Raw genomic sequence first — 15042 nt, 5'->3', positions numbered from 1 at the left:
GTCTATGGGGACCTGCAGATCAACTTACCGAAGGGCTCCCCGATGACGATCGCGCCTTCCCCCCACCCGACGGTACGTCTGCGGGTTCCCACCGACGAGGACGCCCTGGGCTGGTACCGGACGTTCGACGACCCTGAGGTGATGGAGTTCTTCGGCGGCCGGAGCGCGGAGTTCTCGGTGTACGAGGAGTTGACCGCGCGCCAGCGCCGGCACGACGCCGAACTCGGCTTCTGCCTCTGGACGCTGACCGACGAGGCGGGCGCGGTGCTGGGCTTCACGGGCGCGCAGCCATGGCCGCACGCCACGTTCGGGCCGGTCGGAGAGATCGAGATCGGCTGGCGGCTGGGGCGCGCCGCCTGGGGTCACGGGTACGCCACCGTCGCCGCCCGCACCACTCTGGAACGGGTACGGGCCGCGGGCGTCGGCGAGGTCGTGGCGATGATCGACTCGCGCAACCGGCGGTCGGCCGCGGTGGCCGAGCGGCTGGGGATGCGCCTCGCCGAGTCGTACGAGATCACCACCGGAATCCCGCGCACCGCGCTCTGCTACCGACTGGAGCTGGGCTGACGGCAGGCACCTCTGCCCCCGACCGGGACCGGATTGCGGGGGCGGACGTGCGCGGCTGCGGATCCGGCGGTCAGGCGCGCACGCCCCGGTGCAGCGCGACCACACCGCCGGTGAGGTTGCGCCAGGCGACGCCCGACCAGCCGGCCTTCTGGAGCAGGGTCGCGAGTCCGGCCTGGTCCGGCCAGGCGCGGATGGACTCGGCGAGGTAGACGTAGGCGTCCGGGTTGCTGCTCACCGCGATGGCGAGGGGCGGCAGCGCCTTCATCAGGTATTCCAGGTACACCGTGCGGAACGGCGTCCAGGTGGGCTGCGAGAACTCGCAGATCACGACCCGGCCGCCGGGCTTGGTGACCCGGTACAACTCACTCAGCGCGGCATCGGTGTCCTGGATGTTGCGGAGCCCGAAGGAGATGGTGACCGCGTCGAAGGTCTCGTCCTTGAAGGGGAGCTTCGTCCCGTCGCCCGCCGTGAACGGCATCCAGGGGTGCCGCTCCTTGCCCACCTTCAGCATGCCGATCGAGAAGTCGCAGGGCACGACGTAGGCGCCGGCCTGCGCGAAGGGCTGCGAAGAGGTGGCCGTACCGGCGGCCAGGTCCAGGATCTTCTGCCCCGGGCGCGCGTCGACCGCCTTGGCGACCTCCTTGCGCCAGAGCCGGGCCTGTCCGAGCGAGAGCACGTCGTTGGTCAGGTCGTACCTTCGCGCCACGTCGTCGAACATCGAAGCGACTTCGTGCGGCTGCTTTTCCAGGGATGCTCGGGTCACCCTCCCATTCAAGCAGCCCGTACCGACAGGATTCGCGGGGGCCACCCGGGGTGGCGCGCCGGGCCGGTACGAGGAGCCCGCGACGACTTCCCATTCCCTCTCAACCTTTCTGTGACGGGGGTGCTCAGAGAAGGGAGAAAGGACGGACTGGACGGACAGGCCGTCCCGGAAGCAGGACGGGGGGACAGATGGACACAGGACCGGGCCGGGAGTCGAGCGGCCCCATGAGTGCCAAGAGCTTCGAGGAGTTCGCCCGCGCGAACCAGCGCCGGCTGTACAGGACCGCTTATCTCCTCTGCGGAAACGCGGAGACCGCACGGGACCTCACGCAGACGACGCTGGCCAAGCTCTTCCAGCACTGGCGCCGGGTGGGTGCGGCCGACTCGCCGCACGCCTACGCCCGCACGGTGTTGACGCGCACCTATCTCGCCGAGCGAAGACGGCGCATCCGTGACCTCCTCGCGCACACCCCGATGGATCCGCCCGCCGCCGACATCAGCCCCGACCTGACGGTCACCCTCCTGTCCGCACTGGCCGAACTACCGCCCCGTGCGCGGGCGATGGTCGTCCTGCGCTACTGGGAGGACCTGAGCGTCGGGACCGTCGCCTCCCTGATGCGGTGCAGCGAGTCCACCGTGAAAAGCCAGTGCTCCCGTTCCCTCGCCCGGTTGCGCGAGCAGCTCGGCGACGCCCGCACCTACACCGTCCAGGCCTGAAAAGAGAGGTGGAAGACCATGCTTACCGATCCCACGGATGTCGAGCGGGAGATGACCGATCTGCTGAGGTCCGTCATGGAGGAGGCCACGGGCCGGGCGCCGCTGCCGGGCGACCTGGTCGCCGGTGCCGTCGTCCAGGGCCGCAGACGCCGTGCCCGCCGCCAGGTGGCCCTGGGCGCGGGGGTGACGGCGGTGATGGCCCTCGGCATCCTCGCCTCGACGTCCCCCTGGCCGGACGGCGGAGCCACGCCCGCCGTCACGGGCTCGGACTCCGAGCTTCCCTTCACCGTCGATCCGGACATCCTTGCGGACGCCGAGCACGTCGACGGCCGGCTCCGCGAGCCGGTGCACGTGGAGCCCTCGCCCGGCGAGTTCTCCATGGCGGATCTGCCCGCCGCCGAACGCAAGATTCAAGTGGAGTTCCAGCAGGGGGCCACCAAGGACCTCGACGACATGCTCTACGCAGTCGGCGAGGTGCACCCGGTCGACCTGCGCGTCAGCCAGTACCAGCTCACGACGGAGGAGGGGTTCGCCTTCCCTCTCACCTTCTCGGTCCGCCCCGTGGACGGGGAGAAGGCCGGTGAACAGAAGTGCGAGGACGTTCCCGCGAAGCACATCACCTGCTACACGTTCCTGATGCGAGGCGGCATATGGGGCACCGCGAGGACCGCCCCGGTCAACTCCGAGGACACCACGGGCGTGCGGATCAGCTTCACCTACCAGGACAACCTGGTCGACCTCTCCGTGGCACCGGACGACGAGCACGGGAAGTCCTCGCCCGTCACGGCCGAGAAGCTGCGCCAGATCGCGCAGGACGGCCGGCTGACCTTTTGGGTGCGGTACGCGGTCCAGCACCCGATGGAGGGGATGTGACGCTAGAGGAGACCGGGGCCGGGGCGCCCGGCCTCAGCTCCACCTCGGCCCCGTCGTCTCGGCCCCGCCTCAACGTCGCCGGTGGACCATCCGTCCCCCGAGGACGGTGACGACGCAGCAGGCCGCGCCCACCGCGAGGAGAGTCTCCGCGTCGGGGGCGTCGAACACGGCGAAGTCCGCCGCCCGGTCCTCGGTGTCGAGCGCCGGGGCGGCGAACGTCTCGGCTGCCGCAGGACGCCGGGCTAGGGGGTCCAGCGAGGCCCGTGCACCGGTCTCCCCGGCCGAGGTCCGGGCCAGGATCCGCATCCCCGACCGTTGCACCGCGTCCGCCACCGCGGGTCGTCCGAAGGGTCCCACCACGGCGACGGTGCCGTGGGCGAGCATTCGCTGCACCCCGCGTCGCGCACTCGCGCCCCACCGGCTGTCGCCCATGTCCACGCCGTCCAGCGCGGCGCCGATCAGTGGTTCGGTGCCGAGGGCGTCCGATTCCCGGGGGTCGGGGTGGTAGGCCCGCTCCAGCAGTGCCGAGCCGTGCGGCTGGACGAGCCCGGGCGTCAACAGACCGGGCCAGCGGCGCACCCGGGCCGTCGGATTCCCTGCGGCAAGTTCCTCGTAGGGGCCGACGGCGATGACCCATCCGTCCCTGACGAGAACCGCGCCACCGGGAACCGGCCGCCGCCCGGGGCCGGGCAGCAGCAGATCGGCGGCGTGGATCGTCAGCACGAGGAGACACCTGGCCCGGGACCGGGCGGGAAGAGACGGAAGGAGGACGGGATGCCGGGGAACACGGCGACGCCAAGGACGTCGGCGCCGTCAGTTGGCGTTGAGGAGCTTCAGCTCGGGGTGAGCGGTGCCGCCTTCGATGGCGGTGGAGGAGATGTGCGAGACGACACGGTCGTCGACCGGGTCCAGCGCCGGGTCCTCGTGGACGACCAGGTGCTCGTAGGTCGTGGCGCGCTGTGCGGGCACCCGACCCGCCTTGCGGATCAAGTCGATGATCTCCAGGCGGTTGGAGCGGTGCTTGGCGCCCGCGGAGGAGACGACGTTCTCCTCCAGCATGATCGAGCCGAGGTCGTCAGCGCCGTAGTGCAGCGAAAGCTGGCCGACCTCCTTGCCGGTGGTCAGCCAGGAGCCCTGGATGTGCGCGACGTTGTCCAGGAAGAGGCGCGCGATGGCGATCATGCGGAGGTACTCGAAGAGCGTCGCGTGCGTGCGGCCCTTCAAGTGGTTGTTCTCCGGCTGGTAGGTGTACGGGATGAAGGCGCGGAAGCCTCCCGTACGGTCCTGCACGTCTCGGATCATGCGGAGGTGCTCGATACGCTCGGCGTTGGTCTCGCCGGTGCCCATCAGCATGGTGGAGGTGGACTCGACACCGAGGTTGTGCGCGATCTCCATGATCTCCAACCAGCGCTCACCGGACTCCTTCAGCGGAGCGATGGCCTTGCGCGGGCGGGCCGGCAGGAGTTCGGCACCGGCACCGGCGAAGGAGTCGAGACCGGCGGCGTGGATGCGCTGGATCGCCTCTTCCGCGGACACCTTGGAGATACGGGCCATGTGCTCGATCTCGGAAGCACCCAGAGAGTGGATCACCAGCTGCGGGAACGCCTTCTTGATGGCGGAGAAGTGCTCCTCGTAGTACTCCACGCCGTAATCGGGGTGGTGTCCGCCCTGGAACATGATCTGGGTGCCGCCCAGCTCGACGGTCTCCGCGCAGCGGCGCAGGATGTCGTCGAGGTCGCGGGACCAGCCCTTGGCGGTGTCCTTCGGCGCGGCGTAGAAGGCGCAGAACTTGCACGCCGTGACGCACACGTTGGTGTAGTTGATGTTGCGCTCGATGATGTACGTCGCGATGTGCTCCGTACCCGCGTAGCGGCGACGGCGTACGGCGTCGGCCGCTGCTCCGAGCGCGTGCAGCGGTGCCGACCGGTACAGGTCGAGCGCCTCCTCCGCAGAGATCCGCCCGCCTTCGGCGGCGCGGTCGAGGATGGGCTGAAGGTCGGCCTTCTCGGTCACCGGGCTGTCACCTTTCGGCGGTGTTTCGACGGATCCACGGACCGAATCAGCCTACGCCAGCCCTCGCCGTGTTCAGCGGCCGGACCGGGTCAGCGTGCCGGTGGGAAGTCCGGCGGCTTCTTCGTACGACCGGTAGGCGAGGGTTCCGTTGCCATTGAGGGTGAAGGTCAGCTCCGCCTCGGCCCCCGTGCAGAAGAGGCTGGCGGAGCTGTCGGCGACCGACCGCTCATGGATCTTCAGCACCTTCTCGGTGCCGGAGGAGAGCGTGCCGATGCTGGAGCAGGAGATCTGCGAACCGAGGTAGCTGATCGACTGGGTCATCCGCACGACGTCCTGCCCTGTCTTCCCCTCGGTGAAGACGGCGGTGAGGGTGCCGTGGGAGACACCGGAGCGTTCGACGGTCGGGCCGGACCAGGTACCCACGAACGACGCGGGCAGGGCGGTGATCTTGTCGTCGGTCCCGCCACCGCTCCCTCCGTCGTCCCCGGGGTCTCCGTCACCGGGGGCGGGCGCGGATGTGGTGTCGCCCGACGGCGTACCGGAGCCGGAGCCGGCGGAGGAGCCCTCGGACGGGGTGGAAGGAGCGGAGGAGGACCCCGGGTCCGGGGAGCCGGAGGGCGGGGAGGCGGCCGTGTCGGAGTGCTTGCGAGTGTCACCGCCCCAGGGCAGCAGGTCGCCGAGCATGCCCGACGTCAGGGCCACCACGGCCAGCGCACCGGCGACGGCCAGCGCGAGGGTGCAGCTGACCCTCCGGCCGGGACGGGCCCCGGGCCGGGTCTCCGGCAGCCTGTCGGCGCTCACCGCGACGGAGAGCCGACGCCCGGGCGGGGAGAACGGCGAGTCCGACGGGGAGAGACGTGGATCGTTCGCCGGATGGTGAGTGGCCTGCGGGCCCGTGGCGCTGTCCGCCCCGTCGACGGCGGGCAGCGGAATCGGCGGGCCGAAGACACCGAGAGCGGCGCCGGAGTACGGGGCTCCGGCGGACCGGGACCCCGCGTTCTCGCCGCCGGTGCCGTCGTCGGGCGCCGCCGTACGGTCCTCAGCCCCCCGCGCATCGGCTGGGCGGGCATCGGACGGGCGGGCGTCGAGCGAGGCGCTGCTGAAGGGGACGGGGCCCGACAGCACCGGGCCCTCCTGGGGTTCGAGGTCGAGCAGCGCCACGGCGTCCCTGCTCACCTCGTGCACCAGCGCGGCAGGAAGCCAGCCCGCCGACACCAACGCGCCCGCACCGGCGGGGGCGAGAGCGCCGGCGATGTCGGGCGGGGAGGGGCGGGCAGCCGGGTCCTTCGCCAGGCACGCGGCGATGAGATCCCTCAGTTCGCCCCTGAGACCGCCGAGTTCGGGCTCCTCGTGGACCACCTTGTACAGGAGCACCGCGGAGGAATCGCCGGGAAAGGGCGCGGAGCCGGTGGCTGCGTACGCGAGGACCGCGCCGAGCGAGAACACGTCGGCCGCCCCGGAGATGTCGGCGCCCCGGATCTGTTCGGGCGCCATGTAGCCCGGCGACCCCACGGAGACCCCGGTGGAGGTGAGCGAGACGGTGGCACCGACGGCCCGGGCGATACCGAAGTCGATGAGCCTCGGCCCGTCGAGCGAGAGGAGGACGTTGGAAGGCTTCACGTCACGGTGGATGATGCCCTGCTCGTGCACGGCACCCAACGCCTCCGCGAGACCGCCTCCCAGCGTCCGCACCGCACGCTCGGGCAGTGCGCCATGGCGGGCCACCGCTTGGGCGAGGGACGGCCCCGCCACGTATCCGGTCGCCACCCACGGCACCGGCGCGTCGGGGTCGGCGTCCAGGACCGGAGCGGTCCAACGGGCCCCCACCCGCCGGGCGGAGTCCACCTCACGCCGGAACCGGGCCCGGAACTGCTCATCGAGGGCGAAGTGCGGGTGCACCACCTTCACCGCGACCGTGCGACCACCCGCGCTACGCCCCAGATAGACCCGCCCCATGCCGCCCGCGCCGAGTCTGCCGAGCAACCGGTAGGCGCCGATGGTGCGCGGTTCGCCAGCTTCCAGCGGCTGCATGACGACTCCCCCTGTGAAGCGACTCGACCTCGATCGAAGCGTAAGGGCTGCCCGTCACGCGGTCACAGGAAACGGTCGACCGATTCCCCTCCGACAGAAAGGACGCCGCGCCGCGGGCGACGACGGTGAGCGGAATGAGACATTCCGAATTTATCGCGCCTCCGCCGGCCGCCCGACGCCTTCCTCTCCGGAGCCTCCGGCCTCCGACATCGGGGAAAGCCCCATGAGCACCACGCTGGACGAGACGGGGAGAACCACAGAGTCGCCAACCGGCGGAGATGGAACGAGCGGAAAGGAAAGGGCGGGAAACGGGGTGCGCGAGGACGTGCGACCGGAGATCGACTGGGAGATCGGCCGGGGAATTAAGGGAAGAGGAATCGGGGGTGTCCGGCAGAGAACACCGGCGAGAAGGAAAGGTTCTTCGGTGGTGCGCACACCAAAAGACTCAGTCGCCCGGCCATTGCCATCGGGACTCGGGAGAAGCGACCGCACGGGAGGCCCAAGATTCCTTACGCGCCGTCACGCCCTGGCACCGTCGCGCCCTCGCACCACCATGATCCGCTTTCACCCGGCCCAACTCTCACGCCAGGCCGAAGAACGACCTCCGAGTGACGGACTTCCCGGAGGAAAACCACCAAAGGGCGCGAAAGGCGGGAAGCGAGAGGAAGAGGCAAGGAGAACGCGAAGAACGCGAAGGGGGAGGAACGGATCGCCGGTTCATGGGCGCCATGAGGACCCGGCCGCGCGGGTGTCCGTGACCACCGGGTACCGCCCGCCGGCCCGGCGCACCGGGGGACACCCCCCGGGCGCGACCGCGCGACCGACCACGTCGACCTCGGGTCCGCACGGCTATCCACGTCCGGCCTCGGATCGTCCGGGGTGCGGGTACCGGGTGCCGGGTGCGGGGTACGCGTGTTCCGGGTGGCCGAGCACCTCGCGCACTGCGCCCGCCCCGGGAGAGCGTTCCGGCACCACAGGGCAGCGCGTGCACACCCCCGGACGAGGGCCCGGACTCCGCACACCGGCCATCAGGACAGACGTGCGTGCAGGTCGGGCACGTACAGGCCGGGCTGCTCGCCGGAGCCCGTACGGGCGGGGGCGCGTACGGGCGGGGGCGCGTACGGCATCCGAAGACGCGCGCCGTCCGGGCCCCGGAACCACCCGTCGTACGAGGTGGCCGGGCCGGGCGCCGGCCCGCCCGGTCACGCGTACCCCTCGGACGCCATCCACCGGTCCGCCGCCCACCGGTCCGCCCGTCACGCCGCCCGTCACACCGCCCTGCGCTCCGCCCGTCACACCGCCTGGCCTCGCCGTGAGGGGGGCCGGGGGGCCGGGCGCACAGAGCAGGCTGCCAGGCGGCCAGGGCGGGCGAACAGGCCTGCCGGCCGTATCGGGTCAGCTGCCGAGGAGTTCGACGTGTACGTCGTCGGGGTAGCCGGTGGCACCACCGGTACGCCGGGCGAATTCCTTGACGCCCGCGAGCTGATCGGGGCCGAAGCGGAAGTCGAGAGTGGTGAAGTACTTCTCCAGCACCTGCGCGTCGAAGGCTTCCCAGCGCGCGGCCTGCTCGGCGACCTTGGTGACCTCTTCGAGGGATACGTCCCGCGAGGCCAGGAAGGCCTGGTGCACCTTGTCGACGTAGTCCGGTTCGGCGGCCAGGTAGTCCTTGCGGGCGGCCCAGACGGCGAAGACGAACGGCAGCCCCGTCCACTCTTTCCACATCTCGCCCAGGTCATGGACCTGGAGCCCGAGGCGCGGGGCGTCGTGCAGGTTGGCGCGCAGCGCGGCGTCGCCGATGAGCACGGCGGCGTCCGCCTCCTGCATCATCGCGGCGAGGTCGGGCGGGCAGGTGTAGTAGTCGGGCCGCACTCCGTAGCGCTCGGCGAGCAGCAGCTGGGCCAGCCGGACGGAGGTACGGGAGGTCGATCCGAGCGCCACCCGCGCCCGGTCGAGCTGCTCCAGGGGCACCTGCGACACGATCACGCACGACATGACGGGGCCGTCGCAGCCGACGGCGATGTCGGGGAACGCGACCAGGTCGTCGGCGTTGCGCAGGAACTCCACCAGGGTGATGGGGCCGATGTCCAGGTCGCCCTTGACCAGCTGCTCGCTGAGCTTCTCCGGGGTGTCCTTCGAGAGCTCCAGATCGAGCAGGGTCCCTGTCCGTGCCAGCCCCCAGTAGAGGGGAAGGCAGTTCAGGAACTGGATGTGGCCGACGCGGGGCCGGCTGCGGCGATGGCCGCCTTCGACGGGAGAGACGGTTGAATTGTCCACATCGCGAGGCTAGACCTGCGGCCGGACGACAACACCACCGGGGCGACACCCCTCGGGTCGAGCCCACTCCTCCGCCAGGCCCGCACCCCGCTTCGCCCCCTTCTTCCCTCTCGGTTTCCCCCCGGTTCTCCCCCTCGTTCTTCCCTCTCGCACGCTTCCCTCTCGCCCGCTTCCCCCGCCCCCGCCCCCGCCCCCGCCTCCGCCTCCGCCTCCGGGCAGCCTTGGGGCCCGGCCCCGCGCGAGCGATCGGCACGCTCCCACGACACCCCGCCCCGGCCTTCCCACGGCCCCCTTCCTCCCGCCCCGGACCTCACCCCGCAGCCGCACCCCTCGACCTCGCCCTCACTCCTCGGCCGCACCCGATCCCCGCACCCCTCCTCGGCGCCCCCTCGCGCCCCTCCCCGACTCCCTTACGCGCCCCCTCGCGCCCCTCCCCGACGCCCCTGCGCGCCCTCTCCGGATCTCCTCCGTGACCCCTCGGCGCAGGTCGTACCGGACCCCCTCCGCGCCCACTTCCACACCCACCTCCTGACCCGCCTGCACACCCGCCGGTCACCTATCGGATCGCCCAATCAAACATTCGAGTGAAGTGATCTTTCCCTCTACCGCTCCCCAGAGACTGCGTGCTAGGCTCGCCCGCAAGTTGCAGTTTGGTTTCCCTTGCAGTACAAAGCCTGCGGAGCATGTAACCCGCAGGCTTTTGTAGTTTTCAGACTTCTTTGCAGGTTCTGGAGCAGGGCAACCCTTTGGCCCAAGGAGGGCTTTATGGCTACCGGAACCGTCAAGTGGTTCAACGCTGAAAAGGGCTTCGGCTTCATCGCCCAGGACGGCGGCGGCCCGGATGTCTTCGTTCACTACTCCGCGATCAACGCGTCCGGGTTCCGCTCCCTCGAGGAGAACCAGGTCGTGAACTTCGACGTCACTCAGGGTCCGAAGGGCCCGCAGGCTGAGAACGTCACCCCGGCCTAGTTGCCCGGGTCGGTCGATCGCGGCCGGCAAGCAGTACCCAAGGAGCCCCGCCCCTTGCTTCGGCAAGCGGCGGGGCTCCTGCCTTTGCCCGCGCGGCATTCCCCGCAACCGACCGACTCCCCTCGCCGCATTTCCCGCGCGGCCGTCCCGCGCTCCATTCTCCGCGCCCCGATTCAGCGGGTCCAGCGCCCCGCATTTCCGGTCTGCCCTATTTCGGGCACCTCACTCCGCACCCCACTCCGCACCTCACGCCGCCACCTGCGGCACTCGGGTTCCGCGCCTGCCTTGACCTTCACCCCGTGTGAAGCCGTGCACTCGGAGACATCATGTTCACCATCGGAGATTTCGCCCGGTACGGACGGGTGTCGCCCCGCATGTTGCGTCACTACGACGCGATCGGGCTGCTGCGTCCGGACCGTACCGACCCGGCCACCGGCTACCGCTTCTACGGCGCCGCCCAACTGGCCCGCCTCAACCGCGTCATCGCCCTCAAGGAGCTCGGCTTCACGCTCCAAGAGGTCGGGAGCATCCTCGACGACGAGATCACCGCACAGGAACTGCGCGGGATGTTGCGGCTGAGACAGGCGGAGCTGGAAGCGGCCATGGCAGCGGCGGCGGCACGGCTGAACCAGGTGGAGGCGCGACTCCGGACGATCGAGAGTGAGGGACGCATGGACACCGACGACATCGTCGTCAAGCGGGTTCCGGCGGTGCGGGTCGCCGAGTTGACCGGTACGGCGGCCGGATTCCGGCCGCAGGACATCACCCCGGTGATCGCCCCCCTGTACGAGCGGCTGTTCCCGTTGCTGGCCGAGGCGGGCGTCACGCCCACCGGTCCCGGTATCGCCCGGTACGAGGACACCCCGGGCGGGGAGGAGACCAGCGAAAACACAAGCGGGGCCGCCATCGGGAACACCGCGCCCGGCGCGGTACTCGTGCACGCCGGCGTGACGGTATCCGCGCCGGTCGGGCCGGTCGGCGACACCGGGGTGCGCGTGGTGGAACTGCCCTCGTTCGAGGCGGCCACCATCGTGCACCGGGGCCCGATGGACTCCGTTCTCTCCACGGAACAGGTCCTCGCGCGCTGGCTGGACACCAGCGGTTACGGGGCGGTCGGTTACACCCGTGAGGTCAGCCTGGAGTGCCCCGAGGACCACGAGAAGTGGGTGACGGAGCTGCAGCAGCCGATCGTCCGGATCTGACCCCTCCCTCTGCCGGGGTAGCCCCGGTGCGGGCCAGCACCACGCCTGTCCGCACCGGGGCCGCCGCATCGGGACTCCGCCGGGGCGCAGCCCGGGAAGCAGCCCCGAACCCGCCCGAACCCGCCCCGAAGACGGAGTCAACGCCCGCTCCACTGGGCAAGGTTCCGGAATCGTTGTCGAAGCCTTGTGCAGAGCGTCACGCAGTGCTGACGGGGCAGCCCGCGACAAGGCAGACTGTCGACAGCGGTATCCACGGTACGGAGCGATCCGGATGCGCCCTCACGTCACACCCGGGTGCTCCCCCGCGTCCCGTCCCGGTACCGGCGACCACAGCACGACCGGGCGGAGCGAAGAGCAGGACAGGGGGCATCAATGGACCGCGACAACGGGCCAGGCGTGCGCGTTCCGGAGCAGCGCGCCATGCAAGGGCCGGTGTCCGGGACCGGGCCGCATCCCACGCAGAACCACGTCCAGGACCAGCCCCAGAGCCGTGTCCGGGCCCACGACCAGGGGCAGCACCAAGTCCAGGACCGGCCCCAACCCCCCCGGTCCGATTTGCACTTCTCCGTCCTGGGCCCCGTGCGCGTCCGGCTCGGCGATGATCCGCTGGCCTCCGGTTCCCCGCAGCAGCGGGCGCTGCTGGCGGCGCTGCTCCTCCGGGACGGGCGCACCGCGACCGCCGCGGAGTTGATCGACGCCATCTGGGGCGAGGAGTCGCCGCCGAAGGCGCTGGCGGCGATCCGTACGTACGCTTCCCGGCTCCGCAAGGCGCTCGGTCAGGACGTGCTGGTCAGCGAGTCGGGCGGGTACGCGATCCGGCTCCGTGAAGGCTCCCTCGACGTGCGTCTCGCGCAGGAGTCGGTGAGCGCGGCGGAGAAGGCGCGGGCGTCCGGCGACCGGGCGCGGGCCCGGGACCTGGTTGCGGAGGCCCTGGCGTTCTGGGACGGCGAGACGCTGGCTTCGGTGCCCGGCCCGTACGCGGAGAATCAGCGCACCCGGCTGGAGGAGTGGCGCCGCCAGTTGACCGAGACACGGCTCGACCTGGATCTGGAGCTGGGCCACCACGCGGAGGCGGTCTCCGAACTGACCGCGCTCACCGCCGCGCAGCCCCTGCGGGAACGGCTGCGGGAGTTGTTGATGCTCGCGCTGTACCGCAGCGGCCGGCAGTCCGAGGCGCTCGCGGTGTACGCGGACACCCGACGGCTCCTCGCGGAGGAGCTGGGGGTCGACCCGCGTCCCGAGCTCTCCCAGCTCCAGCAGCGCATCCTGCGAGCCGACGAGGAGTTGGCCCGGCCGGCCGACGACGTCGCGCCCGGGCCGCCGGCCGTCGTGCGGCCGGCCCAGCTCCCGGCCACGGTCCCGGACTTCACCGGCCGCGACTCGTTCGTGCGCGAGCTCGGCGACCGGCTGGCGACGGCCGAGGGTTCGGTGATGGCGGTGTCGGCGCTGGCCGGCATCGGGGGCGTGGGCAAGACCACGCTCGCGGTGCACGTCGCCCATCGGTCCCGGAGCCACTTCCCGGACGGCCAGCTGTACGTGGACCTCCAGGGTGCGGGGGCCCGGGTCGCCGAGCCCGAGACCGTGCTGGGTGCGTTCCTGCGTGCGCTGGGCACCCCGGAGTCGGCGATTCCGGACTCGCTGGACGAACGGGCAGCGCTGTACCGGTCGGCTCTCGACGGCCGCCGGGTACTCGTGCTGCTGGACAACGCCCACGACGCCGCGCAGATAAGGCCGTTGCTGCCCGGGACTCCCGGATGCGCCGCTCTGGTGACGAGCCGGGTGCGGATGATCGACCTGGCCGGTGCGCATCTGGTGGACCTGGACGTGATGTCCCCGGCCGAGTCCTTGCAGCTCTTCACCCGGATCGTCGGTGAGGAGCGGGTGAGCGCCGAACGGGACTCGGCCCTGGACGTGGTGGCGGCCTGCGGATTCCTGCCGCTGGCGATCCGTATCGCCGCCTCGCGGCTGGCGTCGCGCCGTACCTGGACAGTGGCGGTGCTGGCGGCCAAGCTCGCCGACGAGCGGAGCCGGCTGGACGAGTTGCGCGCGGGCGACCTCGCGGTGAAGGCGACGTTCGAGCTGGGATACGGCCAGTTGGAGCCCGCCCAGGCCCGCGCGTTCCGCCTGCTCGGTCTGGCGGACGGCCCGGACGTGTCCCTGGCCGCCGCCGCCGCGCTCCTCGATCTGGAGTCGCACGTGGCCGAGGACATCCTGGAGTCGCTCGTCGACACCTCCCTGGTGGAGTCGGCGGCGCCGGGGCGTTACCGCTATCACGATCTCGTCCGGCTCTACGCGCGTGCCTGCGCCGAGCGCGACGAGCATCCTCCCGAGGAGCCGGATCGCGCGCTCTCCCGGCTGACCGACTTCTATCTCGCGACGGCTGCCGGCGTGTACGCGCTGGAGCGGCCCGGCGACCGGCTGGTGGACCATCTGGAGCCCACCGAACGGACCGGGTTGGCCTTCCCCGACCGCCACGCGGCGAGGGACTGGCTGTACACGGAGGCCGCCACGATCCTCGCCTGCGCGCGCCAGTCCGTCGGGGCCGCCACACTGCGGCGCGCGGTGGACCTGTTGTGGGCGGCGCTGGACCTGGGGGAGTCGGGTGCCAACGCCAAGGAGTACGAGACGACCGCGCTGGCCCTGCTGGGTGCGGCCTCGGCCTGCGGCGACCGCCGTGCGGAGGTACGGGCGCTGGTCACCCTCGCCGATGTGCACCACGCCTCGGGCCGGTTCGACCAGGCCGAGCAGGAGGCGGCGCGGATCATGGCGCTCGTCGACCCGGCGCTCGACCCGCTGCCGGGCTGCTGGGCCTCGAACGCGCTCGGGATCATGGCGCTCTACCAGAACCGTCACGACGACGGCGAGACGTACTTCTCCCAGGCCATCGAGGCGTTCCGGCTGATCGGGGACCGGCCGGGCGAGGCGAGCGCCCTGTGCAACCTGTCCCGGATCCACCTGGCGACCGGCCGTACCGGCAGCGCGGTGGAGCTGGCGCAGCGGGGCACGGACATCTACGACGGGATGGGCCACGCGCTCCGCAGCGCCAACGGCCGGTACGCCCTGGGCATGGCGCTCACGCGGCGCGAGTCGTTCTCGGATGCGACGGACCGGTTGCAGGAGGCCCTGGTGGTCTTCCGCGAGAGCCGGCAGCGGCTGTGGGTGGGCATGACGCTGTTCCGTCTCGCGGAGGTCGATCTCGCGGCCGGGCGGGCGGTGGAGTCCGCCGCCGGGGCCGAGCAGTCGCTGACCGCGCTGCGCGGGATCGGGGGTGACTGGCGGAAGGCCAACGTCCTCACCGTCCTCGGTCAGGCCCTGGTCCGGATCGGCCAGTTCGGCCGGGCGCAGGTCTGCTGGCGCGAGGCGCTCGGCATCTACGACGGTTCGGGCTCCCGCGAGGCCGTGGAGGTACGCGCCCTGCTGGACAGGTTCGCGTCCGTGATGCCCGCGTAACGCCCTGTCAGCGGACGTTCATCATTCGTTTATCGCCGACCGGCACTCTCTGATCAGTCGATCCGTCGCGTCGGGGGGCAGACGGGGCGACCTGTGGGTCGTGGCACCAGGGCCTGTATCGAGTTCTGGGCTGGATCGGTGAACCCAGCACGGAACTCGATACAGGCCCTAGAGTGAGCGGCTC

11 protein-coding genes are annotated in these 15042 nt (G+C 71.2%); 6 read left to right on the top strand and 5 right to left on the bottom strand.

Features of this window, described 5'->3' with window-relative positions; translation table 11 throughout:
• Positions 1-42 precede the first annotated feature (42 nt).
• The gene (locus ACFWEP_RS10650) at positions 43-567 is read left to right on the top strand and encodes a GNAT family N-acetyltransferase (protein WP_387368584.1); all 525 of its coding nucleotides are present in this window, start codon (positions 43-45) and stop codon (positions 565-567) included.
• Positions 568-637: 70 nt separating this feature from the next.
• Here ACFWEP_RS10650 and ACFWEP_RS10645 read toward each other — a convergent pair whose 3' ends face one another.
• The gene (locus ACFWEP_RS10645) at positions 638-1330 is read right to left on the bottom strand and encodes a demethylmenaquinone methyltransferase (RefSeq protein ID WP_328721202.1); all 693 of its coding nucleotides are present in this window, start codon (positions 1328-1330) and stop codon (positions 638-640) included.
• 224 nt (positions 1331-1554) lie between these two features.
• Here ACFWEP_RS10645 and ACFWEP_RS10640 point away from each other — a divergent pair, with 224 nt between their 5' ends.
• Together ACFWEP_RS10640 and ACFWEP_RS10635 are read left to right on the top strand one after the other, a co-directional pair.
• Complete coding sequence (locus tag ACFWEP_RS10640) at positions 1555-2046, top strand: SigE family RNA polymerase sigma factor (RefSeq protein ID WP_387368582.1); 492 nt, start codon at positions 1555-1557, stop codon at positions 2044-2046.
• 18 nt (positions 2047-2064) lie between these two features.
• Positions 2065-2919, top strand: a complete 855-nt coding sequence (locus ACFWEP_RS10635; protein ID WP_387368580.1) for a hypothetical protein — start codon at positions 2065-2067, stop codon at positions 2917-2919.
• Positions 2920-2988: 69 nt separating this feature from the next.
• On the opposite strand, the gene ACFWEP_RS10630 is transcribed toward ACFWEP_RS10635, so the two are convergent.
• The 4 genes from ACFWEP_RS10630 to ACFWEP_RS10615 all read right to left on the bottom strand — a co-directional run bounded on the left by ACFWEP_RS10630 (position 2989) and on the right by ACFWEP_RS10615 (position 9237).
• On the bottom strand, positions 2989-3642 hold the full coding sequence (locus ACFWEP_RS10630; protein ID WP_387368578.1) for a hypothetical protein: 654 nt from the start codon (positions 3640-3642) through the stop codon (positions 2989-2991).
• A 90-nt stretch (positions 3643-3732) separates the two neighbouring features.
• On the bottom strand, positions 3733-4932 hold the full coding sequence (mqnC, locus tag ACFWEP_RS10625; RefSeq protein ID WP_328721198.1) for a cyclic dehypoxanthinyl futalosine synthase: 1200 nt from the start codon (positions 4930-4932) through the stop codon (positions 3733-3735).
• Positions 4933-5004: 72 nt separating this feature from the next.
• Positions 5005-6963, bottom strand: coding sequence for a serine/threonine-protein kinase (locus ACFWEP_RS10620; protein ID WP_387368576.1), 1959 nt, complete (start codon positions 6961-6963; stop codon positions 5005-5007).
• A 1395-nt stretch (positions 6964-8358) separates the two neighbouring features.
• On the bottom strand, positions 8359-9237 hold the full coding sequence (locus ACFWEP_RS10615; RefSeq protein WP_387368574.1) for a menaquinone biosynthetic enzyme MqnA/MqnD family protein: 879 nt from the start codon (positions 9235-9237) through the stop codon (positions 8359-8361).
• 765 nt (positions 9238-10002) lie between these two features.
• Between ACFWEP_RS10615 and ACFWEP_RS10610 the strand changes: the two genes are divergently transcribed.
• From ACFWEP_RS10610 to ACFWEP_RS10600, 3 genes are all read left to right on the top strand, one after another.
• Positions 10003-10206, top strand: coding sequence for a cold-shock protein (locus tag ACFWEP_RS10610; RefSeq protein ID WP_003967102.1), 204 nt, complete (start codon positions 10003-10005; stop codon positions 10204-10206).
• A 326-nt stretch (positions 10207-10532) separates the two neighbouring features.
• Positions 10533-11408, top strand: a complete 876-nt coding sequence (locus tag ACFWEP_RS10605; RefSeq protein ID WP_387368572.1) for a MerR family transcriptional regulator — start codon at positions 10533-10535, stop codon at positions 11406-11408.
• Between the two features lie 372 nt (positions 11409-11780).
• The gene (locus ACFWEP_RS10600) at positions 11781-14858 is read left to right on the top strand and encodes a BTAD domain-containing putative transcriptional regulator (protein WP_387368570.1); all 3078 of its coding nucleotides are present in this window, start codon (positions 11781-11783) and stop codon (positions 14856-14858) included.
• The last annotated feature ends 184 nt before the right edge of the window (positions 14859-15042 follow it).

This window comes from Streptomyces sp. NPDC060198 (genome assembly GCF_042728415.1).
GTDB lineage: Bacteria > Actinomycetota > Actinomycetes > Streptomycetales > Streptomycetaceae > Streptomyces.
The sequence above is the reverse complement of the archived record's forward strand: the minus strand, read 5'-3'. Positions and strand labels throughout refer to the sequence as shown.

What these genes read in the sequence shown, in the direction of transcription:
- ACFWEP_RS10620 (WP_387368576.1), bottom strand. Translation starts at nt 6,963, where the DNA reads ATGCAGCCGCTGGAAGCTGGCGAACCGCGCACCATCGGCGCCTACCGG.
- ACFWEP_RS10610 (WP_003967102.1), top strand. Translation starts at nt 10,003, where the DNA reads ATGGCTACCGGAACCGTCAAGTGGTTCAACGCTGAAAAGGGCTTCGGC.
- ACFWEP_RS10635 (WP_387368580.1), top strand. Translation starts at nt 2,065, where the DNA reads ATGCTTACCGATCCCACGGATGTCGAGCGGGAGATGACCGATCTGCTG.
- ACFWEP_RS10605 (WP_387368572.1), top strand. Translation starts at nt 10,533, where the DNA reads ATGTTCACCATCGGAGATTTCGCCCGGTACGGACGGGTGTCGCCCCGC.
- ACFWEP_RS10640 (WP_387368582.1), top strand. Translation starts at nt 1,555, where the DNA reads ATGAGTGCCAAGAGCTTCGAGGAGTTCGCCCGCGCGAACCAGCGCCGG.
- ACFWEP_RS10600 (WP_387368570.1), top strand. Translation starts at nt 11,781, where the DNA reads ATGGACCGCGACAACGGGCCAGGCGTGCGCGTTCCGGAGCAGCGCGCC.
- ACFWEP_RS10650 (WP_387368584.1), top strand. Translation starts at nt 43, where the DNA reads ATGACGATCGCGCCTTCCCCCCACCCGACGGTACGTCTGCGGGTTCCC.